Origin of the sequence: Sporomusa sp. (assembly GCF_035561255.1) — a bacterium.
Lineage (GTDB): Bacteria > Bacillota > Negativicutes > Sporomusales > Sporomusaceae > Sporomusa.
In genome coordinates this window covers 1-21361 of sequence record NZ_DATMXX010000232.1, presented here as the reverse complement: position 1 = coordinate 21361, position 21361 = coordinate 1, and the positions used below count along the sequence as shown (strand labels likewise).

Annotated in this window: 24 protein-coding genes; 3 read left to right on the top strand and 21 right to left on the bottom strand. The window is 51.2% G+C overall.

What is annotated here, in order from left to right; genetic code table 11:
- Window positions 1–10: 10 nt before the first annotated feature.
- On the bottom strand, window positions 11–454 hold the full coding sequence (locus tag VN379_RS13110; protein WP_325534518.1) for a MarR family winged helix-turn-helix transcriptional regulator: 444 nt from the start codon (window positions 452–454) through the stop codon (window positions 11–13).
- 151 nt (window positions 455–605) lie between these two features.
- Window positions 606–953: a helix-turn-helix domain-containing protein gene (locus tag VN379_RS13105; protein WP_325534516.1), complete on the bottom strand. Its 348-nt coding sequence runs from the start codon at window positions 951–953 to the stop codon at window positions 606–608.
- 157 nt (window positions 954–1110) lie between these two features.
- Between VN379_RS13105 and VN379_RS13100 the strand changes: the two genes are divergently transcribed.
- A complete protein-coding gene (locus VN379_RS13100) occupies window positions 1111–1323 on the top strand; it encodes a cupin domain-containing protein (RefSeq protein ID WP_325534514.1) in 213 nt (70 codons plus the stop codon).
- Between the two features lie 102 nt (window positions 1324–1425).
- Entirely contained in the window at window positions 1426–1887 is a 462-nt protein-coding gene (locus tag VN379_RS13095) for a pyridoxamine 5'-phosphate oxidase family protein (RefSeq protein ID WP_325534512.1), read from the top strand.
- A gap of 237 nt (window positions 1888–2124) precedes the next feature.
- Here the strand turns inward: VN379_RS13095 and VN379_RS13090 are convergent, their stop codons facing one another.
- From VN379_RS13090 to VN379_RS13055, 8 genes are all read right to left on the bottom strand, one after another.
- Entirely contained in the window at window positions 2125–4164 is a 2040-nt protein-coding gene (locus tag VN379_RS13090) for a methyl-accepting chemotaxis protein (protein ID WP_325534510.1), read from the bottom strand.
- Between the two features lie 103 nt (window positions 4165–4267).
- Entirely contained in the window at window positions 4268–4645 is a 378-nt protein-coding gene (locus VN379_RS13085; protein WP_325534508.1) for a response regulator, read from the bottom strand.
- A 66-nt stretch (window positions 4646–4711) separates the two neighbouring features.
- The gene (locus VN379_RS13080; protein ID WP_325534506.1) at window positions 4712–5344 is read right to left on the bottom strand and encodes a cupin domain-containing protein; all 633 of its coding nucleotides are present in this window, start codon (window positions 5342–5344) and stop codon (window positions 4712–4714) included.
- A 14-nt stretch (window positions 5345–5358) separates the two neighbouring features.
- Window positions 5359–5814, bottom strand: coding sequence for a EutP/PduV family microcompartment system protein (locus VN379_RS13075; protein WP_325534504.1), 456 nt, complete (start codon window positions 5812–5814; stop codon window positions 5359–5361).
- Window positions 5814–6158, bottom strand: a complete 345-nt coding sequence (locus tag VN379_RS13070; RefSeq protein ID WP_325534502.1) for a BMC domain-containing protein — start codon at window positions 6156–6158, stop codon at window positions 5814–5816. Before VN379_RS13070 ends, VN379_RS13075 begins: the two co-directional genes overlap by 1 nt.
- A 105-nt stretch (window positions 6159–6263) precedes the next feature.
- A complete protein-coding gene (locus VN379_RS13065) occupies window positions 6264–6812 on the bottom strand; it encodes a BMC domain-containing protein (protein WP_325534500.1) in 549 nt (182 codons plus the stop codon).
- Entirely contained in the window at window positions 6805–8133 is a 1329-nt protein-coding gene (locus tag VN379_RS13060; protein WP_325534498.1) for a 4Fe-4S dicluster domain-containing protein, read from the bottom strand. Before VN379_RS13060 ends, VN379_RS13065 begins: the two co-directional genes overlap by 8 nt.
- On the bottom strand, window positions 8126–8440 hold the full coding sequence (locus tag VN379_RS13055) for a EutN/CcmL family microcompartment protein (protein ID WP_325534496.1): 315 nt from the start codon (window positions 8438–8440) through the stop codon (window positions 8126–8128). The genes VN379_RS13060 and VN379_RS13055 overlap by 8 nt, the downstream gene beginning before the upstream one ends.
- 35 nt (window positions 8441–8475) lie before the next feature.
- Here VN379_RS13055 and VN379_RS13050 point away from each other — a divergent pair, with 35 nt between their 5' ends.
- Window positions 8476–9087: a hypothetical protein gene (locus VN379_RS13050; protein ID WP_325534495.1), complete on the top strand. Its 612-nt coding sequence runs from the start codon at window positions 8476–8478 to the stop codon at window positions 9085–9087.
- Window positions 9088–9300: 213 nt separating this feature from the next.
- Here VN379_RS13050 and pduL read toward each other — a convergent pair whose 3' ends face one another.
- The 11 genes from pduL to VN379_RS12995 form a co-directional block, all read right to left on the bottom strand.
- Complete coding sequence (pduL, locus tag VN379_RS13045; protein WP_325534493.1) at window positions 9301–10617, bottom strand: phosphate propanoyltransferase; 1317 nt, start codon at window positions 10615–10617, stop codon at window positions 9301–9303.
- Between the two features lie 49 nt (window positions 10618–10666).
- Window positions 10667–10975 (bottom strand): BMC domain-containing protein, encoded by a 309-nt coding sequence (locus VN379_RS13040; RefSeq protein WP_325534491.1) that lies wholly within the window; start codon window positions 10973–10975, stop codon window positions 10667–10669.
- A 40-nt stretch (window positions 10976–11015) separates the two neighbouring features.
- Window positions 11016–12488 (bottom strand): acetaldehyde dehydrogenase (acetylating), encoded by a 1473-nt coding sequence (locus VN379_RS13035; RefSeq protein ID WP_325534489.1) that lies wholly within the window; start codon window positions 12486–12488, stop codon window positions 11016–11018.
- Between the two features lie 19 nt (window positions 12489–12507).
- The gene (eutL, locus tag VN379_RS13030) at window positions 12508–13155 is read right to left on the bottom strand and encodes an ethanolamine utilization microcompartment protein EutL (RefSeq protein WP_325534487.1); all 648 of its coding nucleotides are present in this window, start codon (window positions 13153–13155) and stop codon (window positions 12508–12510) included.
- A gap of 34 nt (window positions 13156–13189) precedes the next feature.
- On the bottom strand, window positions 13190–14086 hold the full coding sequence (gene eutC / locus VN379_RS13025; protein WP_325534485.1) for an ethanolamine ammonia-lyase subunit EutC: 897 nt from the start codon (window positions 14084–14086) through the stop codon (window positions 13190–13192).
- 11 nt (window positions 14087–14097) lie between these two features.
- Window positions 14098–15462, bottom strand: coding sequence for an ethanolamine ammonia-lyase subunit EutB (locus VN379_RS13020; protein ID WP_325534483.1), 1365 nt, complete (start codon window positions 15460–15462; stop codon window positions 14098–14100).
- A 32-nt stretch (window positions 15463–15494) separates the two neighbouring features.
- Entirely contained in the window at window positions 15495–16919 is a 1425-nt protein-coding gene (locus tag VN379_RS13015) for an ethanolamine ammonia-lyase reactivating factor EutA (protein ID WP_325534481.1), read from the bottom strand.
- Between the two features lie 12 nt (window positions 16920–16931).
- Entirely contained in the window at window positions 16932–17273 is a 342-nt protein-coding gene (locus tag VN379_RS13010; RefSeq protein ID WP_325534479.1) for a BMC domain-containing protein, read from the bottom strand.
- Between the two features lie 36 nt (window positions 17274–17309).
- On the bottom strand, window positions 17310–18704 hold the full coding sequence (eat, locus tag VN379_RS13005; protein WP_325534477.1) for an ethanolamine permease: 1395 nt from the start codon (window positions 18702–18704) through the stop codon (window positions 17310–17312).
- Between the two features lie 380 nt (window positions 18705–19084).
- Window positions 19085–19678: an ANTAR domain-containing response regulator gene (locus VN379_RS13000; protein ID WP_325534475.1), complete on the bottom strand. Its 594-nt coding sequence runs from the start codon at window positions 19676–19678 to the stop codon at window positions 19085–19087.
- A complete protein-coding gene (locus VN379_RS12995; RefSeq protein ID WP_325534473.1) occupies window positions 19644–21113 on the bottom strand; it encodes a PAS domain-containing sensor histidine kinase in 1470 nt (489 codons plus the stop codon). The genes VN379_RS13000 and VN379_RS12995 overlap by 35 nt, the downstream gene beginning before the upstream one ends.
- Window positions 21114–21361 lie beyond the last annotated feature (248 nt).

Sequence of the window (21361 nt, the reverse complement as noted above, 5' to 3'; positions counted from 1 at the left end):
GCAAAAAAAATTATGGTAAAAGCGCTTCCAGTTTAGAAACCAGGTAGTTAAACTGCTCGACTTCCTGATCTCCCAGATATTGATGCAGTGATGCCTGTGCTTCATCCCATAGCGTCGACGCGGTATTTAATGCAGATTTCCCAGCCTCAGTAAGACTGACTTGGCGGGAACGTGGATCTTCTCCAGTATTAACCGCTATGAGACCAACGGTAATAAGCGGCTTCATATTCCGGTTCAGCGTAGTCCGGTCAATACGCATGGTTTTGGCCAGTTCACTGATTGTAACCGGTTCCAGCTGCTGAAGGTGCCGTAATAGTGAATACTGCGTAATCTTAAGTCCGCTTGGTTCCAAAATCCTTTCATAAAACTCGGTCACGGCCCGGGAAGCCCGGCGGATATTAAGACACAGGCAGGGGCTAGGAATTTTAGGGTAGTATCCAGCAACTTGCTTCATTGCACTAACACCTTTCATAGATATTTTTAAGTCGGCGTGTATATGCACATATTCTTCTACTTGTTATAGTATAACCTAATTTCCAGCATGTCAATATTAACATTTCCCACAGCTTAACCTTGTATAGAAAACAGACATGCCGGAAACCCTTTTAATCATCAATTAAATCTTTTATCCCTTTATTGCTTCTTCCTAAATAATTTTTACCCCAGAGGCTTATCGATTCCAGGATCGGTTGAAGGCTTCTCCCCAATTCGGTCAGGGAATATTCCACCTTTGGCGGAACCTCCGCATAAACCAGGCGGGAAATAAGCCCGTCCTGCTCCAATTGCCGCAGTTGTTGGGTAAGCATTTTTTGACTTATCCCATTAATCCCTCTAAGCAGGTCGCTAAACCGCTGGGTATCTTTGGCTAATAAATTCCTGATAATAAGAACCTTCCATTTATGTCCTATCAAATTGAGTGCTTCTTCAATCGGGCAAATTTTAATAACTGACATAGTCAACCTCCAGTAAAATCAACATTAGTTACCAGATAGTCTGTATCGAACAAAATAGTGCCTTCTTGCGAAAAATAACTTTCTTTCTTATTATATTAACAAATGTACCACTAGGCAATAAGTTATGTCTTTTGTCCATAGAAAGGGAGGAACTCATATGAAAAAAATTAGCGTCAATTCTCTATTGGATTTTTCACAGGAGAAATCGGTGCGTAAAGCACTTGCTCATGAAGGCAGTAAGCTTGATGTCGGGCTTTTATTATACTCACCTGGTCAAACTACACCTGAACATACTCATCAGGATATGGATGAGGTTTTCTATGTTGTTGAGGGCGAAGGCATATTAACCATTCCTCTCCCCCCGTGGTGAAGGACATGGCTTTTTTAATACAAGTTCAGGCAATCTGGTTATTTTACAGATTAAAATCTTTTAATCTGCCAATACAACCAAATAAATTGGGAGGAATACACAATGAGAAGCATCCGTGATACCAACAAGCAAGTAACCCGCGATGAGGCCTTCCAGATCTTAGGCCGAACTGAATATGGAGTGCTTGCTACCGTTGATAAAGCCGGACAACCCTATGGGGTTCCTTTAAACTATATAGTTTTAGACAATGCCATTTACCTGCATGGTGCTCTGGAGGGGCACAAACTGGATAACATTGCGGATAATAATAAAGTGTGCTTCACCGTAGTTGGTTATGCGGAGATAGTACCTGGTTCATTTACTGCCAAGTATGAAAGTGTTACTGTTTTCGGGAAGGCAATTTTAGTGGATGAAACTGAGAAAATTAAGATGTTAAAAGAATTGGTAAGAAAATACAGCCCGGATTTTGTGGATAAAGGCAGCAAGGTGATTGAGGCCTTCAAGGATAAGTGTGCAGTGATTAGAATTGACATGGAACATGTGACTGGTGTGAAAAAAAGGTAATAGAGCAGAACAAAACAGCGCATCAAAGCACTCAAAGGGGCTGCCGCAGGCAGCCCCTTAAACTTACTATTTACTTCACTAAACAATCTATATACAACGCGTTAAAGTTTTGCAGGCGGGTGGTGTGTTGACAAAAGCGGAAGTCAAGCGCCAGCGGTGGAGCGTTGTCAATGCATCACCCGCCTGCGCCTGCAAACTTCTTTAATGCGGAATATATACCTTATTGTAACCGGTATGTCATCGAACAAATTTGTTGACCGACATCGTCAAATCTTCGGCTAACTTGGCGAGCATTTTACTGGCTGAAGCAATTTCCTGCATGGTTGCCGCTTGTTCCTGGGTAGCTGCCGCAACTGTTTCAGCCCGATCAGCCGTACTCTGGCTCATGCCCCCGATGTTTTGTACCGATTCAACCAGTTTCTTACTATTTGCACTCATTTCCTGCGCTGAACTAACGATCGTATTTAGCTCAGCCGCCATCTGCTGCACCAGCTCGCCAATTGTACCGAAGGACTTACCGGCACTATCAACCATTCCGGTCCCGGCACTAACCTCTTTAGTGCCCACCTGCATGGTAGCAACCGCCTGGCTTGTCTCCCCCTGAATCTCCCGGATCAATCCGGAGATTTGTTTGGCGGCTGTTTGAGATTGTTCTGCTAAATGGCGGACTTCCTCGGCCACAACAGCAAAACCCCGGCCTGCTTCCCCGGCGCGAGCCGCCTCAATGGCCGCATTTAACGCCAGCAGATTGGTCTGAGCCGCGATCGTGGAGATAGTATCAACAATTTGACCAATATTCCCCGAATATTCTCCCAGTTTATTAATGACCGCCGCCAAATTGCCGACAACCTTCTCAATACTATCCATCTGTGTGACAGCCGAATGTATCGCTTGCCGGCCCTCGCTGGCAGCACTGGTTGTTTCATTGGAGACATTGGTCACCGTAATCACCTGATCTGATATTCGGTTAATTTCCTCATAAATCTGGTTGACCAGCGTCAGACTCTCCTTCACGCAAGCCAGCTCAACATCAGTTGCTCCCGCCACTTCCGTAATCTCGGATGCCACTTGATTAGAGGCCTGGGCCGACTGCTCCACATTGGCCGTTAACTCTTCAGATGCTGCAGACACTTTTTCTGCCGAGTTCCGAATGCGGTTAAACAGTTCCTGCAAATTTGCAACCATTACCTGCAAACTCTGAGCAAGCATACCAATCTCGTCCTTGGACCCTGCCGGAATCTGCGCAGACAAATTGCCTTGCGCCACCATATTGGCCGCTTCCTTAAGTTTGCCAAGCGGCCCGCTGACCTTACGGGTAAAGAAAAATGTAAGTAGTGCAAAGAGTAAGGCAGCAGCCAGCACAAAGCTGGTTGTACTGGCAACAATCAGCTTATTGAGGCCGTTAAAAACCTCAGACTTCGGCATTACCAGCACTAGTTTCATTCCAGTATTACCAATAGGACATATGCCTATATAACTATCCTTTTTATCAACCATTCCATTGATCATTTTAAGCTCAGTCGCAGCTATCGCCTGTTCTCCAAGCTTCCGGACAAATTCGTCCTGATCCTCGGTGATCTTTTCCTTCATGTTTTTTTCAGAGACCGGATGCCCCAGGTACTGCCCGCTTGGGCTGATAATAAAGGCGTACCCTGTTTGCCCGACCTTAATCCCTGCAACATAGTCATTTATTTCCTTAAGGCCGATATCCATAGTCGTAACCCCGATGATTTTGCCGGCTCGTTTGACCGGAGCCACACTGGTAATCATATTGGCTTTTAATACTTCATCATAATATGGATCAGTCCAGGCGATTACACTATTACTATTTATCCCGGTTTTATACCAGCTCTGCGAGTGATAATCGCTTTGTGGTGTACTAAATTCCCAGGTCAGACTCACTGTATTATCCTTTTTTAGCAGATAAGGGCCATAATATTGCTGCGCACTGTCAAATGCAAAAGGCTCATAAAAACAGCCGCCGCCAAAAATCATCTTATCTGCTTGCAGATAATTGGCCAGAGTTTTCAATAGATCATTAATATCTTTTCCATTTGTCTCCATCTCTCTTGCAGTAGCTTCCGTTAGTGTCGCAATATGAAACAAGTCCCGTTCAACTTTTTGTGCTTCAAAACTAACTTGATAGGACAGTGATTTTTCTATCTCCACAGCCAGAATCTCTTTACTCTGGAAATAATTAAAAACCCCTTGCAACGAAAAAACAGCAAAGCTGATAGCAATAGTGACAAGAATAAACAAGGTTTTAATATTGTTCATTAGAATACCCCTCCAGTCTGTGCCACAGAAATCAGGCAACAATGTTATCAGCAGTATGCAGCCATACTGCCTGTGATTAATAGGAGGATAATGCCTAAGTTTCTTAATTCAATTTACTATGAGTAATACACTGCAGGCTGCTAACCAGCTTCTCAGGCCGGACAGGTTTCAGCATATAGCCGGCTGCCCCCAAACTGGCAGCAGCCTCTACATAATCCAAATTGCTGAAGGCAGTTATAAAAATTATTTTAGCCTCCGGTACGATGGCCCGCATATGTTTAGCAGCATCCAGTCCGGTCATTTCCGGCATACGGATATCCATAAGAACAATATCAGGCTGAACCTGGGCCGCAACCTGCAAAGCCACAGCTCCGTCACCGGCCTCTCCCACTACAGATATATCCGGACAAAACCTGTCTACAATATAGCGAATGGCTTGTCGTTCCAATTCCTCATCATCTACGACGATTAGCTTATACATTTGCGCTCCCTGCCTTTAAAACCGGCTTGCGGTCTTGATAGTCCAAGGGCTGACCTGACAAACAGGTCAACCCTTGTTCATATCCGACCAGTTTGCCGGGTATGTAACATAAAATACCTTGGCCTGTTGCGGTGACCCGAAAACCACCTGGGTGTCTTTGGGTATATAGAGAACATCGCCGGCAACACAGGTATACACTTTGCCGCCGGTTGCTACGGTAAAGGTTCCTTCTACCACATAATCCACTTCGTCATAGGTTAGGTTCCAGGGAAGCTCTGAACCGTCAAAGGCCATAAAGCCTGCGGCAAGATTTCCCTCCCGGGCAGTAATAACATCCTTTAGTTTGATATTTTGTCCGGCAGTGGCCTGATCAAAAGGTTCTAATACAACGGTTGCCCCTTTTACCTGAGTAACCTTGGGATTCGCACATGCTGGTTTTAAAAGCTCGGATAAGACTTTACGAACCTCTGTCTCCAGCGATTCAGCCGGCGCTGCAGGCTTACCCTCGCTGTTGCTGATTATCTCCGCTTGATTACTCTCGCCCAGTATTTCTTTACTGTTTTCCCGGACAATCTGAACACCAAGCTCTTTGGCCAGGTCTTGGGCCGAGGGAGTTAATACACTCTGGGTCGGAATGATAACCTGCTTACCGTGTTCGGCCATTTGGCGCAAGATTGTAGCAGAAATTAATTTTTTCATGCCCACACCCCCTTTTATTTTTCGGGTTGACCAACCAACCCAGCCATATGCAAAGCAAGCTCAGGAATTCCCAGCCCCGTCTTAGCCGACACATGATACACCGGCCCCGTAATCCCGGCCTTGCGCAAGTTCCCCTCCGCAACCTCCGGGCAGGCCGTCTCCTGGTCGACCTTCGTCACAATCCCAATCACCGGCCGGCGAAACGCCGTGGCAAACTTCGGCGGAAACGGGCACGTACGGCGGGTCGCATCATGCAGTGCCCAGACCTCTGCCGCACCAAAGCTGGCATCAATCAGCACATGATAATACCGCGGGATCTCCAGATACTCTCCCGGGCAGTCAATAAACACACTCGAGTAATCCAGGGCCTGGGTTTTAAGATACACCAGAGACTCATTCAGCAGCCGCTGCTTCAGCGTCGTTTTCCCGGCGCCAATCCCGCCAATCAGCAAAATCTTCGGTTTCATCATCAGCTCCGGGTCACTTCCGGCGCCGAAAACCCTAAGACACTCACCAGGGTATTCACGGCGGCCCGGACGGCCGCATCGACATCTGCCACATCGCCGGTCAGCACCAGCGAGCCGGTAAACCGGTCAACAAACCCGATCTCGACATTGCCGGCCTTTGAGGCCGCATCGGCGGCAATGATCGCCGCTTCACTGGGGGTAATGGTCATAATACCCAGGGCGCCGTTGCCCCCAATCCCCAGGCGTTCATGCAGGTTGCCTTGCGGGTTGGGGATGATATGGGCCATGGTCACCTGTTTGCCAGGGACATACTCCTGGATCATCCGCTGTTTTTGTCCTGTTGTCATGGGTCACCCGCCTTCTTCCGCTTGTGTGTGTACTTGTTTTTGGGTAAGCGGCTTTTTCTCCGTGGTCGCGCCGCCGCTTACTTTTTTCTGCGCTTGATCCCCCGGCTATTTAAAGCTGTCAATCACCTGCTGGTGGGGCCGGGGGATGACGACGTTCGATACCAGCATGCCCTTGTCGGCCGCCAGCTGGCTGCCGGCGGCCACCGCGGCTTTAACAGCCGCCACATCACCAGTCACAATGCTGTAGCTTTTGCCGCCGATGCCAAACGCCATATGCAGCCTGACCGGGGTAACCGAGGCATTTTTGACGGCGGCATCGGTGGCCTCAATCGACGCGGCCACGCTGTAGGTCTCAATGATGCCAATGGCTTTGACCGTTGTGAGGTCATTGCCGCCGCCGATGGCCGGCAGGATCGACGGGTGCACATTGGGGATGACAAAGTGATCGACGGTATACTGGGCCCCCTGTTCAATCCCGGCGGTGATCGATTGCCGCACCGACGAGACGTCGCCGCTGACCAGCACCATGTATTTGCCCGGGCACAGGTGTTTGGCGACAAGCAGGGTGACGTCGGCGGTTTTGGCCATGATGTCGGAGGCCTCAATCCCTTTTGCGATACTGGTGAATTCAACAACGCCAATGGCATTAATCATGGTGGATGCCCCCTTTGCGTATGGTTATGGCCTGGCCGGATACCTGTTCCACCACCCCGGTGATGCTGGCATGCACCCGGGCGCCTAAGGTCTCGGCCGGCAGTGTGGCAATCAGCTGGCCGGCGGTAACTGTGTCCCCGGCTTGAACAACCGGCACGGCCGGGGCCCCGATATGCTGGCGCAGGGGGAGGATGACCCGGTCCGGCTGATAGAGTTCGCTCTGCAGCGGGGCCTCGGGGGGATACCAGGGCTTAAGGTTAAGGCGTCCGACTAAGCGGGCGGACGGGATCAGCCGGTGTTCGGCCATCGGGTCGGCCGGTCCCAGCTGGCCCTGGTAGCGGATGTTGACGGCCCGGAACTGGCTTTTGAGGGCCATGTTGACCCGCATGGGCGAGATGCCGACCGGGCAGGAGTAGGCTTCACAGACGCCACACTCGGAGCAGGTTAAGGCGCTTTGCAGTACCTGCGGCTGGCCAACGGCGTTGTAGTTGACGCAGCGGACGATGAGGTGAGGCGGCAGTTCGTGGCCGATGATGTGCCGGGGGCACAGCTCGGTGCAGTAGCAGCACTGTTCGCACACGGTTTTGGCAATCCGCAGGACGGATTCAACGGTTTGCTGTTTGCTTTTGATCAGCAGGTGGTCGGCTGGCAATACAATGAGGCCGCCGGTGGTTTTGGTGACCGGGCTGGCCAGGTCGGTGATTTTGCCCATCATCGGCCCGCCGTCGATGTAGGCGGGCTGGGAACAGGTGACGCCGCCGGCCAGGGCCAGTACGTCGGTCAGGGCGGTGCCGAGGGGAACGGTGACGGTGACCGGGTTGCTGACAGCCCCGGTGACGGTCAGGGTCTTGGTGGTAACAGGCTCGCCCTGCATGGCTTTGGCGACGTTGATCAGGGTCTGGACGTTGTTGACGACGACGCCGATGTCGAGCGGGAGACCGCCAGGCGGTACCCGCCGGCCGGTGGTCAGCCAGATGGTGATGACTTCGTCGCCGGCCGGGTAGATGTCGCGCAGGATTTCGATGCGGATGGCCGGCGGCAATAAAGGCTGCAGGGCGCTTATAGCGGCCTGGTATTTGGCTTTGAGGGCGATGATGCCGTGTTGGGCACCGGTGGCGGCCATGGCATATGTGAGGCCCTGGATGAGCAGCTCAGGATAGCAGGCAGCCAGTTGCTGGTCGGTGCGGAGCATGGGCTCGCATTCGGCGCCGTTGACGAGATAGGTGTCGGCGGCAGCGGCGAGTTTGATATGGGTGGGAAAGCCGGCGCCGCCGGCGCCGACAACGCCGGCGGCTTGTACTTTTGCTGCGATATCATGCATCCGGATCGCCCCCGCTATCGGTAAAGGTTTCTTTGTCAATGATGCCTACGACCATGGCATCGACCGGGATATGGCTGTCAGGCAGGCTTTGCCGGGCGGATGAGCCGCTGGCAATCATGACGATCTCGGTTTCGCCGGCGCCGATGCGGTCGCCGACGACGAGGGTGTCACCCCGGCCTTCGAGATACACCTCGCCGGTTGTTTTGTATTTCAGGACAACTGGCTGGACAACCAGGAATTTGAGGCCCCGCAGGGACTCTTCTTTGCGGGTGGCCCAGACATTGCCAATGACACGTGCCAGGATCATATGCAGCGCACTCCTTCCCGGTAGACTTCAATTTTGTGTTGTTTAAAGATGTCGATGGCCCCGGGGGTCAGGACGGTTGTTTGGCTCAGGTGCACGACCTGCTGGCCGGTCAGGCGCACGGCCTCTTTATCACTGAGCAGCCGCTTGGTATAGGTGGCTGCGACGGGCGGCTGGACCGGGGTGTGCGGTGCCGCGCTGACGGGAATTGCCGGGCTGCTCTGCGGTACGGCCAGGGCCTGCAGTCCCGGACTGGGACGGGCTGGTTCCAGGCTTTGCAGAGCGGCTGCCGGGCTTTGCCCTGCCAGCAGCGGCGGTGTCTGGCGTACGGCTTGACCGGCCACGTGCCCGGCGGTACACGGATCGGCGATGGTTACGCCGAAGGCGGCGCTTTGCTGGATATAGCCGGCAAAGAGCTGCCGGTAGGCGGCCGGGGTTTTGTCGGTAAAGCCCCACTGGGCTTGGCCGATTTCGACAGGCAGGCCGGCGGCGATGGCCCAGGCTACAAGTGTAGTGGTGGGGTCATGGCTGAGGCCGAGGGCGATGTGGGCCAGTTGGTCCGGGGTGCAGACGGGGACTTGCAGGCAGGCCCAGTGGGTCTGCTGCCGGGCTTGTTCGTAGGTGACCCGGCTGATGTTGGTGGCTGCTAGTTCGACGGGACCCGCGATGCAGACGGCGAGGCGGTGGCCGGGGTAGCGGCCGGCGATGGCCGGCAGCTGCCGCACGCCGTCCTGGTGGTTGAGGACGATGAGGCAGCCGGGTTTGACGGCCGCTGTGTCGCTTTGACGCAGCAGCAGGGCCTGGAGCTCAGGGGCTGCCAGGATTTGGCTGATGATGATCTTTACGAGGTCTTCGTGCATGGGCTACACCTCCTGCAGGATGCACTGGGTCTCTGGTTTGACGAAGGCGGCGTTGGCTTCGTCGGTGTCCAGGTGGAGTTCTCCCTGGAAGTGGGGGCTGACGCGGACGAGGACGTTCTGGAGGAGGACGGGCCGCTCGCTGGCGATGGTTGCGTTAACGTACTGGCCGTCGGTGAGGTTCCAGGCGTTAGCCTGGTCGCTGTGGAGATGGATGTGCCGGGCGGCGACGATGACGCCCTGATCGAGCTGGACGCTGCCGGCCGGGCCGCTGAGGGTGACGCCGCTGCTGCCGTCCAGGCGGCCGGAGTCGCGCAGGGCGGGAGGGATGCCGAGTTGGAAGCAGTCGGTGACGCTGACTTCGATCTGGGTCTGGGGCCGGACGGGCCCGAGGATGCGTACACGCTCGAGCTGCCCTTTGGGGCCGGCGAGGGTGACGGTTTCACGGGCGGCAAATTGTCCGGGCTGGGACAGGTCTTTGTGGTGGTGCAGGGTGTAGCCGGGCCCGAAGAGTTGCTCCAGGTGCTCTTGGGAGAGGTGGAGGTGCCGGCTGGAGATGCCGATGGGAAGTTGTCTGGGCTCGCGCTGCCGACTGCGCCGCTGGCACAGGAGGATGTAGAAGAGGCTGGAGAGCCGGTTGAGGTGCAGGAGGATATCGGGCCGGCGACAATTTCCATCACTGTCGGTAAAGGCGTGGTTGGCATAGAGTTCGACTTCCCGGATTTTGGACCGCAGGCTGTTGAGCCGGGCTACGACCCACCCGTCCTGGTAGGTCATGGGGGTGTGGCTGATGCCGAAGTATTTGTCAGGCTGGTGAGACATGGCGCGGATTTGGTCGGCCTGCCAGCCCAGGAGGGTGCCGAATTCGAGGGGCTGGTTTTTGACTTCGGCGGTCATGAGTTGTTGGGCCCGCTGGGCGATTTCTTCGAGTTGGGCGGCGAGTTTTGTCTCGCCGGCTTTGACGAGGAGGGTCTGGGTTTCGACGAGGTCGCAGTCAAAGCGGTCGAGCTGGCCCCGCCAGGCGATGACGGGATGGGTTTTGGGGATGAGGTCCCGGCCCCGCAGGTGGGTCATGTGTTCGGGTTTGGCGGGGCTGCCGGCAGGGACCGGGGCAGCCAGGGTTGCCGCTAGGGCGCTGCCTGCTGCAGGGCTTTTTTCTGGTTCCGGTGTTTCGACCGGGTCGCCTTGATAGTGGACCTGGATGCCCTGGGCCCGCAGGAAGTCTCGGGCCGACGGAGTGATGATGCTGCCCCGGGGGATGGTGATGGTGGTGGATTTTGTTTTATGCCAGTTGGCTCTAAGTACGTGTTCTGATAGGATCAAATGGTCTCACCTCCCGTGTTTTCAATTGGTTTGGTGTAAGGGGTGAGGCTTAGCTGCCGTGGGTCTGGTTGTCGCCGACGGGTAAGACGTATTCGACGCTGGGATGCGGCCGGGGGATGACGTGGACGCTGATGATTTCGCCAACCCGCTCGGCAGCCAGGGCACCGGCATCGATGGCGGCTTTGACGGCGCCGACGTCGCCTCGTACCATGACGGCTACATACCCGCCTGATACGTGTTCTTTGCCGCACAGGGTAACGTTGGCGGCTTTCAGCATTTGGTCGGCGGCCTCGATGGCCGGGATGAGTCCTTTGGTTTCGATCATTCCCAGGGCTACTACACTGCGAACTTCTGCCATTTGTTTTGCCTCCTTAAGATTTTTAATAATCGCTCATTTATTATTTCAAATTGCATTTCATGGCCTTTAATACTTCTTCGACAACGGCTTGTACAATTTGCGCGTCGACAGAACCGGCAGCACTAGTTGCTGGTGTTCCGGCTGCAGGCTGAATGGCCGGGCGTTCAGGGATAGCGACATGCCAGGCAACCCATTTGATATTGATTAAATGTAATGGCGTTACATTCTCGGAAACACTGGAGCCACCCCAGGTTCCACAACCCAGGGTAAACGAGGGGGCAAGCTCAGTGGTGGCACCAACACCGCCCAATGCGGAAGGGGTATTTACCAAGACACGGAAAATCGGCTTCCGCAGGGCAAACTCGCGGACTATCGCTTCGCTCGTGGTATGGATGGCCAGGCTGTGGCCAATCCCGCCGATATCCAGCAGCTGTATGCACTTTTCGCAGCCTTCCTCCCAGTCCTTTACCTGATAGAACCCCAATACAGTAGTCAGTTTTTCGTAAGACAACGGCCATTGAGCCCCGACCCCGTTCAGCGGCGCCACCAAGCACTTGGCATGCTGCGGTACATTAATGCCGGCCATTTTCGCAATTACCTGCGGGTCTCTCCCGACTACCCGGGGATTCATGCTATTGTTCGGCAGCATGACAACCCGGGAAACCTTCTCGACTTCCTCTGGTTCAAGAAAATGCGCACCATAGCGTTTTAATTGCTGGATCAGCTCGCCGGCAACACACTCTTCAACTACAATTGCCTGCTCGGATGCACAAATTGTTCCGTTGTCAAACGTTTTACCGGCGATAATATACTCTGCCGCTTTCGCCAAATCCGCTGTTCTTTCAACAAAAGCCGGAACGTTGCCAGGTCCAACCCCAAGCGCCGGTTTACCACTGCTGTATGCAGCTTTCACTAAAGCGCTGCCGCCAGTGGCTAAAATAACTGACGTAATTGGATTTTTCATCAATTCCTGGGTAGCTTCCATCGAAATATTTGTCAGGCAGCTAATCACGCCCTCAGGGGCACCGGCGGCAACAGCCGCACGGTTCATAACGGCAGCTGCCTCAGCGGTACAACGCGCTGCTGTCGGATGTGGTGAAAACACGATCGCATTGCGGGACTTGAGGGCAATCATTGCCTTGTATATAACCGTAGATGTCGGGTTTGTTGTTGGTACAATCCCGGCAATTACGCCTACAGGTTCAGCAATTTTCCACAACTTTTCCCGCGAATCAATGATCCCGGCTGTTTTCATATCCTTAATATAATCATACACATGCTTTGCGGCAAAATAGTTTTTGAAGCACTTGTCCTCATATTTGCCCATGCTGGTTTCACTAATGGCCATTGCCGCCAAGCGGCAGGCTTCTGCTTCGCCGGCATCCCGCATTGCTTTGATAATATCGTCTACTTGCGCCTGTGAGAAACTTTTCAGGACATCTTGCGCTGCTTTGGCCTGCTTTAGCAGATTACGCACTTGCTGCACAGATGCTAAATCCCGGTCAAGTTCCATTGTAACCACCTCTCTCCAGTTAGAACTTCAGTGCGTTGCTTGCGACGTCAATTACAGCCCGCTGAAAGGCTTCACAAGCTGCCCGGCAGGCACTTTGCGTACCTGTCAGGAGCGCTCCGCCAAAGTTGGTCTCGGTTGGCGGACCATAAAAAACCTTCATTTCCACTTCAGCTGCTTTTAGGGCCGCATCAATTCCATACATGGCCTCAAGTGGCGGTGCAATCAGATACGCCAATGGTTCACCGTTGGGAATATCGGCAATCTTGGACAGATAGCTGCCGGTCCTGGATATGGTATGGGCAAACCAGGCTGTAGCCCCACCATCACAAGTATAAAAGACTGCTTCGTTCTCTAAATGACTAATACAAGCATCCATACCGGCACTTACTTCAGCCGGCGAAGGCCCGGCCAACACGCCGATGATTTCGCCGGACCGGGGTCCTGAGGCATGGGCTGCACCGGCATAAAAGCTTTTTGCATAAACAACCTCTACTTCGGCCTTTTTTGTTGCCTCATCAAGAGCGGTATAGGTCGCATCATCAATCGTAGCAGTAATTAGGCCAATTGATTTTTGGTACGATTGTAATCCCAGCTTTTCAGCATAATCGGGGGCAACATTGGGGATAAAACGTACAGCAAGAACCTTCGGCTTAATCGGTTCGATCATTTCATAGCCTCCCTTTTCCAACACTATCTCAGCGTTATTTCAAGTTAACCCCTGTCGCCTTGGCGTCAAGAATTGTTTTTAATAAATCCGCCAAATGCGCCCCGGCTTCCGCCGACGGCAAACCGCCTTTGTGGATATTACTTACTACCGTTCTTTCACTCTCAATCATTCCCCGGCGGGCATTATAGCCGATATAGGCACTCATGCTTTCCGCCGTCCCCAAACCCGGCCGCTCCCCAATGAGAACAATGACGACTTCCGGTTTAAGCTCATCGCCAATTACGTCCATAATCCCCACCCGGGAATACTTAACAAAGATGGTTGTTCCCACCGCGATTCCCATGCTGTTCAGCCCTTGAATCATAGCCGGCAGCAGATTGGGAATATTGGCTTCTACCGCCTTGCTGGACAAGCCATCGGCGACTACAACCTGTACCCTGGCCCCTTTGGCACATTGTTGATGTAAAATCTCGATATTCTCAGCATCAAGCAGCCTGCCTAAATCCGGTCGTGTCAGGTATTCATCCTTGCTGGAGCATTTTGTTACCACCGGTACCATGTTGTATTGTGCGGCAAACTTTTCGGGCACTTCCCCCAGTACAGAATCCTGCGCTACGGCGTGATCGGCCCGGAAACGCAGCAAGGTATCTGTCAAAGGACGTACGCCTGTCCGCCATACACCAATGCGGGCCGGTGTTGCCAGTTTCATGTCTTGATATAGTTCCGGATTTACCGGCTTGGGAACTTGAAGATATTTCTGCAAATCTATCCCGGTCAAGTCGTCCAAATAGTCGTCCTTATACGCTGCCGGCTCTTCAGACGTCACCGGCTGCTGTGAAGTTCCACTGCATGCAACAGCACCTTTCGCTGTTTTGTTCATCTCCGCCAGCACCTGTTCCACGATCAGACGAATACTATTTTCCACCCCCATAAATCTGCCTCCTATTTCGTAAAGATGGTTGCGTCACCGGCCCTGGGCGTAAGCTTGCCGTCTCTCATAATGCCCATTCGTTCTGCCCAATTCTCAAATTCCGGCAACGGCCGAAGGGTATACACCTCACGCAACGCTGCAATGTCGTGATAACTTGTGGTCTGATAATTTAACATAACATCATCGCCCATCGGTATTCCCATAAAGTAGGTACAACCTGCTGCCGTCAGTAAAACAGCCAGATTCTCAATATCATTCTGGTCGGCCTTCATGTGATTGGTATAGCAGGCATCTACCCCCATCGGCAGTCCTGTCAATTTACCCATAAAATGATCTTCCAGCCCGGCACGGGTTACCTGACGGGTATCATACAAATACTCTGGACCGATAAAACCGACTACGGTATTAACAAGAAAGGGTTTATAATGACGCGCTAAACCGTAACAACGCGCCTCCAGGGTAACCTGGTCGGCATTATGATGCGCCTCTGCCGATAGTTCGGAACCTTGTCCTGTTTCGAAGTACATAATATTAGGGCCGGTAGCCCGGCCTTCCTTGAGTCCTGCCGCATATGCCTCATCCAAAATCCGGCTGTCAATACCAAAGGCCTTATTACCGGCTTCAGTACCGGCAATTGACTGGAACAAAAGATCAACAGGAGCACCCTTTTGTACCGCCCGCAACTGGGTTGTAATATGAGCCAATACACAGATTTGGGTGGGAATCTCCCACTCCTGCACAAATTGATACAGTGTTTCTAAACTGCGGATAACTGCCGGCAGGGTGTCATCAACCGGATTCAGTCCAATGACTGCGTCCCCCACGCCATAAGCCAGGCCCTCGCGGAAACTGGCAAGAATGCCGTCAACCCCGTCTGTCGGGTGGTTAGGCTGAAGGCGGGCGGCCAGGCACCCGGGAACACCCACGGTTGTATTGCAGTGAGCAGTATTTTTAATCTTGCGTGCGCCCACTATCAGATCAAGGTTACTCATTACCTTAGCAACCGCCGCCACCATTTCTGAGGTTAAGCCACGACTGATGCGGTGCAGATCATCATGGGCAGTATCGGCAGCTAAAATAAACTGACGAAGTTCTGCCACCGACCAATTCTTGACCGACCGGTAGACCGGTTCGTTGACGTCATTGTCAATAATTCTGGAAACCTCGTCCAATTCCAGCGGCACCACCGGGTTGTTCCGGAGATCTTCGAGCGTCAGTTGGGAAAGCACATATTTAGCGGCAATCCGCTCGGCCGCATTCTCTGCAGCTATACCTGCCAGGATATCGCCGGACTTTATCTCATTCGCTTTTGCGAGAACCTCTTTAACGCTTTTAAAACTAAAGCTTTGGCCCATAAGCCTCGTTTTCAGCTTCACGCGTTCACTCCTCCTTTGCCTGGTGTAAGACTCTAGCGGGCAAACACCAGGGTTTTTACAATGACCGGAACCGCTTCTTCATAAGGCAGGGGTTTTGCTATATCAAGAAAATCACCAAGCTTTAGTTCAATGCCGTCCAGACATACTATTTCCTGCTCAGGCAGAATGCAGCGCAGGCTTTGCCCCAGGACCTTGCCGATATCCTGCCGCGCTACAACTACTTTCGGAGTACAGTCCAGCTGCATTAACTCGGTGGCAAGCTGCTGCGCCAAAGCAACGATTGTGGTGAAATTAGTGTCAGGCAGCGGTGGCACAACAAAAGCAAACGTCCGGTACAGAGATTGATCAAAATTCCGGGCGAGATTGATCCAGGTCCAACTTCTGTTACTTCTTTGCTCAGGGTAGATTGCCGGGATGTTCCTCAAAGGCAACACATTCTTACTAACCATGACAGTCGACCCCGATACATTAACAGTGTGGACGCCTGCCCCAAGTACGGTGGCATGAATGGTTTCTTCGCCCTGATAAACCTTCAGCGATTTGAACGCCCGGCTGTCACGATAAGCCTCAGCCAGTAACGGCCCTACATCGCCGTGAACCCACCAGTTCTCCGTTTGCGGTTGATAAACATACCGGGCAACGCCACCGGAAAAAATGATGCCGTCTAAAGCAACAGCCGGCAGATGATTGGTCATTACCAGCGCCCCATCACCTGCTGCCGCTGGCTGATGAAACAAAACACGATCCACACATTGCGCCATCTCAGCTAAGCAAGCCTGAATAGCAGCCTGCTCTTCCGCCGGTGAACAGGCGGGAAAAAGTGGCCGGCCTGATTGGCTTTCTAAACTGCTTGCCACTTTCTGAGCCGGGGGGCTAATATAGGACAGCCGGCGTGATAATGGGTCAATTTCAAATAGTCGTCCCCCCACATTGATACAGGCCGTGCCAATACATACACCGCGGTCAAAAAACGCGATATTGGAGGTACCCCCGCCAATATCCAGGTTGGCGACCCGAATATGCTGCCGCCGGGAAATCTCCTCAGCGCCAGAACCCTTGCCGGCAATAACACTTTCTAAATCCGGACCGGCGGTCGCTACCACAAACTCGCCGGCAAATTCAGCCAGGGCGTGCACAATCTCTGAGGCATTCTCTTTCTTGGCAGTCTCGCCGGTGATAATCACCGCCCCAGTGTCAACATCCTGGGGTTGGATGCCTGCACATTGATACTCCTGAGCAATAATATTGCGTAAAGTCGCTCCATCAACCCGGTTACGGTCCAAAAAGGGCGTAAAATGCACTGCGCCCATATACACCACGCTCTTGCGGGTGATTTCTATTTTAGGAACCTGGGTTCCCGGCATCACATTAACCAGCGTCAGCCGGGATAACACCATTTGGGTAGTGGTTGTACCAATATCAATCCCGATACTGGTAAGAGTAATTTCCTTTGTCATATTTTTTCATATTCACTTGCTGGCGTCAGCAGGTTTTGCTGCTGTTTTAGCCGGTTTTTCTTCAGCCGGCAGACTTGGCAATATCGCTTCAAGCTCGGCGTGCGGCCGGGGAATAACATGGCAGCTGACAAGTTCGCCAACGCGTTCAGCGGCGGCAGCACCGGCATCGACAGCAGCCTTAACAGCCCCGACATCACCACGTACCATAACGGTTACTAATGCTCCACCCACTTTTACTTTGCCGATTAACTGAACGTTAGCCGCTTTTACCATGGCATCGGCAGCCTCAATACTTCCCACTACCCCTTTTGTTTCAACCATGCCTAACGCAACTAATCCATCTTTGTATGACATGTTTTATTGCCCCTTTCCTAAAAATAATTAACTGCTTTACTGCTTATCCAAATCATCCAGCACACCAAATTCCTCTTCGAAAGGCCGGATGTTTTTATTGCCCCAGATGAAATAATAAATGATCGCCACAGCGTAAGCTACCGCAACCCAGATCAGACTATCAACACTTGCCACCAACAGGCTGATTACGCAAAATACCGCAATAACCAGGCTGATTGCCGGCACAGTCGGGAACATTGGTACCTTAAAGGGGCGGTTCATCCCAGGCTCTTTGGAGCGTAGTACAAACAAGCTGACCAGGCTGATAATATACATGATTACCGAGCCAAATACCGATATAGTAATTACAACATTTGTCAAACCGGTTAATGCGGCCCCCAGGCCTACCAGCCCCGGCAGAATCAGTGCCCACACCGGCGTATGATGTTTAGGATGAACATACGCCAGGAATTTCGGCAGATAACCGGTACGGGCCATAGCGTACGTTTGGCGGGAATAACCGACAATAATACCATGCAGCGAGGCAATTAAGCCAAATAAGCCAATAAAATTGATGGCCATAACCCAAAAAGATCCTTCACCAAAAACAGTACTTAAAGCCAATGGCAGCGGAAAGTCCACCGCCTCAATCAATTTGACATCAGCAATACCGGCCGTAAGGAACAGCGTGGCAAAGGCCATAACCGTCAAAGTTCCCATACCTGTCAAAAAGCCGACAGAGATATCTTTCTGCGGATTGACCATTTCCTCGGCTGCCATGGCACCACCTTCTATCGCCAGGTAGAACCAGATCGCAAAAGGAACTGCCGCCATAATACCCGCATAGCCATTCGGCAGAAGCGGCTCGGCCATTACCCGGGACATCTCAAAATGAGGTATTGCCAGAATCCAGTAAATTACCAGACCGATCAGTGCAACGATCGTTACAATCAGCTCAAATGTAGCCGATACCTTCATTCCCCAATAATTGATAAAGATAAATAACAAAAACGCTACTATTGTCGCTGTCATCGCCGGGATATCAGGCATGATATTATGGATATACCCACCTACCGCTAAAGCAATGGCCGGCGGCGCAAAAACAAATTCTATGAGACAGCTTATCCCGCTCATATAACCCCAAAACTTACCTAAAGCCCGCCGGGCATAGGCTGATGGACCGCCGGCATGGGGAATAGCCGTTGCCAGCTCTGAATAAGAAAGGATAAATGTTACATAAAAAATAGTAACCGGAATCAGGGCAATGGCTAACCCAATAACGCCACCTGCACCAAAACCATAGCTCCAGCCAAAATAATTTCCTGAAATAACCAGTCCTACCGCCAAAGCCCAGAGATGGATTGGTTTTAAAACACGCGTAAGCTGAGAATTCTCGCCTCCGGTACTGGCCTGAGCACTATTAGCTACCTGTTTTTCTAAATTACTCATCATATACGCCTCCTTACTGTTTTAATTGGCACTTGTGTAAAACAACACATACTCCTGCTTTCTTTTCCCTCCTAACCGCCTGATTCTTTATCCAGTTCACCACCGCCTTGAATAGCAATAAGGCTGGGTGTTACTGTCTGATTTATATGAAAAAAAGCCCTTTATGACTGTTAAACTTACTTAACAGTCATAAAGGGCGCTATTACCCACTTATTCCCTTGTCTTCTTGCAACCTGCACTAACCAGTATGGCTCTAGAGATGTTCCCGGAGGCGCTATTGCCCCCTTCTAAAACAACTCTATAAATCTATAAATTTGTTAATTCGCCTTGCTTTTACTAATTCCTGCAACATCTTGCTGAAAAATATAAAAAAATTGCTAAATCTAAGCTTGTCCCGAACTATGCTTAACCTTCTGATGAGCAATAATTCGTTTAGCCAACTCCACTACCGTCAACCGTTCCCGCATCGCCTGGCGCAATAATTGCCGGTGTGCTTCCTGTTCTGATATATCCAGTCTATCTTTCAAAATAACACGGGCATGGGCAATTGTCTGCTGATTTACCAGTTGATCTTTGGTCTCCGCTAATTCCTGTTTAATCTTTTGGGTATCTTTCCATCTGGCGTATGCGATGCGAATCATCGCCAACAGACCATTCTCCGAGGTTGGTTTTACGAGATAACCACACACATTTACACATTCAGCCCGGCTGATAAACCCCGCCTGACTATAGGCAGTAAGCATAATAACCGGAATATTCATATCGTAAAAAATCTTCGCAACTTCTAACCCATCAAGTTTCGGCATCATAATATCCAGAATAGCCAGATCCGGCGAGGTATGTTTTGCGATTTCGACAGCTTCACGCCCATTGGCGCACTCGCCGCATACCACATAACCGGCATTCTCAAGCATTACTTTAATATCTACCCGGGTAAGAGCTTCATCTTCCGCGATCAGTATTGACAATGGAGTCATACGCGTCCTCCTTTCTGTATAATGGAAATGCAACCTGCGCAATTGTTGAACCGGTACGGCGTTCGATCTGGAATGTACCACCCATTTGCTCACAAACCAAGAGTTTAACCAGATACAACCCCAGCCCCTCGTTTGTTATACAAAGATCATCGCCCTTGTTCTCGGTGTCGGCAATCACCATATGTACCATCCCATCAGATTCTTCGATAAAAATACTGATTTCCCCGTCCACAACCTCTTTGATGCCATGTTTCAGACTATTTGTCACTAGCTCATTTAAAACTAATGCGACAGAAACAGCCTGACTATCGGGGATTCTTACCTCCTGCCCCTGTACAGATATTCGGATATTCTGTTCTGGCAAAGTGTAGTTACCCACCAAATTTTCAGCAATGTAACCTGCCAAATCCAAAAGACTCAGGGAATCCCAACTTTGATGCGCAAATACGTCATGGACCCGCGCAATGGAGAGAATTCGCGCTACACAGGCTTCGAACTCCTGTTTTACAACCTCTGATCCCATGCGGCGTTTTTGTAAATTTAAGAGCGATATCACATTTTGCAGATTATTTTTTACACGGTGATGAATTTCTCTAATGATAGCACTTTGCACATCCAGCTGGCGTTCTTTCTGCCGCAGCTCTGTGACATCCTGAATCGAGACGACACACCCGGATAACTCCATATAATTCACCAGTGGATGGACCCGGAAAAGGAAATAGGAATTATCCACCTTATATTCCATCGGCGAAGCAAGCCTGTCCAGCATTTCCTGCATCGCCCCAAAGGATAACGCCTTCATTAAGTTGGCGCCTAATGGTGAATCCGGGAAATAGGCCTTACTAATCCGTGCCGCATTTTTATTGGCATAAATAATTTCACCTTTTTGGTTAAGGACAAAGATGCCGTTGCCTACCCATTCCTCCCAGGCAAAACCGGTAAACGTCAATGACATTAAGGTACTGCTAAGACGCTCTGCCGTTTGATTAAGAAATTCGACTTGCTCTTCATGGCGTATTTCTGCCGAAATGTCTTTTTCCATAATAATTACGCCGATGACCTTGCGGTTACTGCTGCGGAGCGGTACAACCGTCTGGTTAATAGGAACACCCTCTTGACTCAAGCCCCGCACATTCCGGACAATCCCCGCCCGTGAAAAAGCCTGAAATACGGCAGGCTCCTTCGTAGCATAAGCAATCTCCCCAACTACACTCTGCTTGTACAACGAAGGCCCGGGAGGTGACGCCCATGCCAGTACTATTGAATCAACACCATTCTTTAATAAGGCATCAATAAAGATATCTGTTCCTGTCAACTCAGCAATAATGGGCAACTGCCGGACCATGTTCTCAAGATCTGCTACTTCACCCAAGTCCAAATCAGTATATTGCTGACACAGATTGCGAAACTTGAGCCAGTCACACTCTACTTTCACAGACTAAAGCCTCCATAATCACTATCATTCAGCCTCTTGATCCGTAATCTGTTAATATTCTTAATATTTTAAATATAACATTCTAAATCTTACGTTCATTTTGACATGGCTCTACAATATTTGTCAAGTCTTGCCAATTTCAGCAAACCACTCTATTACTAACGAATGCCCTATCGTTCATATATACTGTGATTGATAGGGCATTTTTAGGATTACCCAGACGTTGCTCTTATTGACATGTTTTAGTG

Excerpts from the sequence above, each read along its gene's own strand:
- VN379_RS13110 (WP_325534518.1), bottom strand. The coding sequence starts at position 454 with ATGAAGCAAGTTGCTGGATACTACCCTAAAATTCCTAGCCCCTGCCTG.
- VN379_RS13105 (WP_325534516.1), bottom strand. The coding sequence starts at position 953 with ATGTCAGTTATTAAAATTTGCCCGATTGAAGAAGCACTCAATTTGATA.
- VN379_RS13100 (WP_325534514.1), top strand. The coding sequence starts at position 1,111 with ATGAAAAAAATTAGCGTCAATTCTCTATTGGATTTTTCACAGGAGAAA.
- VN379_RS13095 (WP_325534512.1), top strand. The coding sequence starts at position 1,426 with ATGAGAAGCATCCGTGATACCAACAAGCAAGTAACCCGCGATGAGGCC.
- VN379_RS13090 (WP_325534510.1), bottom strand. The coding sequence starts at position 4,164 with ATGAACAATATTAAAACCTTGTTTATTCTTGTCACTATTGCTATCAGC.
- VN379_RS13085 (WP_325534508.1), bottom strand. The coding sequence starts at position 4,645 with ATGTATAAGCTAATCGTCGTAGATGATGAGGAATTGGAACGACAAGCC.
- VN379_RS13080 (WP_325534506.1), bottom strand. The coding sequence starts at position 5,344 with ATGAAAAAATTAATTTCTGCTACAATCTTGCGCCAAATGGCCGAACAC.
- VN379_RS13075 (WP_325534504.1), bottom strand. The coding sequence starts at position 5,814 with ATGATGAAACCGAAGATTTTGCTGATTGGCGGGATTGGCGCCGGGAAA.
- VN379_RS13070 (WP_325534502.1), bottom strand. The coding sequence starts at position 6,158 with ATGACAACAGGACAAAAACAGCGGATGATCCAGGAGTATGTCCCTGGC.
- VN379_RS13065 (WP_325534500.1), bottom strand. The coding sequence starts at position 6,812 with ATGATTAATGCCATTGGCGTTGTTGAATTCACCAGTATCGCAAAAGGG.
- VN379_RS13060 (WP_325534498.1), bottom strand. The coding sequence starts at position 8,133 with ATGCATGATATCGCAGCAAAAGTACAAGCCGCCGGCGTTGTCGGCGCC.
- VN379_RS13055 (WP_325534496.1), bottom strand. The coding sequence starts at position 8,440 with ATGATCCTGGCACGTGTCATTGGCAATGTCTGGGCCACCCGCAAAGAA.
- VN379_RS13040 (WP_325534491.1), bottom strand. The coding sequence starts at position 10,975 with ATGGCAGAAGTTCGCAGTGTAGTAGCCCTGGGAATGATCGAAACCAAA.
- VN379_RS13035 (WP_325534489.1), bottom strand. The coding sequence starts at position 12,488 with ATGGAACTTGACCGGGATTTAGCATCTGTGCAGCAAGTGCGTAATCTG.
- eutL (WP_325534487.1), bottom strand. The coding sequence starts at position 13,155 with ATGATCGAACCGATTAAGCCGAAGGTTCTTGCTGTACGTTTTATCCCC.
- eutC (WP_325534485.1), bottom strand. The coding sequence starts at position 14,086 with ATGGGGGTGGAAAATAGTATTCGTCTGATCGTGGAACAGGTGCTGGCG.
- VN379_RS13015 (WP_325534481.1), bottom strand. The coding sequence starts at position 16,919 with ATGACAAAGGAAATTACTCTTACCAGTATCGGGATTGATATTGGTACA.
- VN379_RS13010 (WP_325534479.1), bottom strand. The coding sequence starts at position 17,273 with ATGTCATACAAAGATGGATTAGTTGCGTTAGGCATGGTTGAAACAAAA.
- eat (WP_325534477.1), bottom strand. The coding sequence starts at position 18,704 with ATGATGAGTAATTTAGAAAAACAGGTAGCTAATAGTGCTCAGGCCAGT.
- VN379_RS13000 (WP_325534475.1), bottom strand. The coding sequence starts at position 19,678 with ATGACTCCATTGTCAATACTGATCGCGGAAGATGAAGCTCTTACCCGG.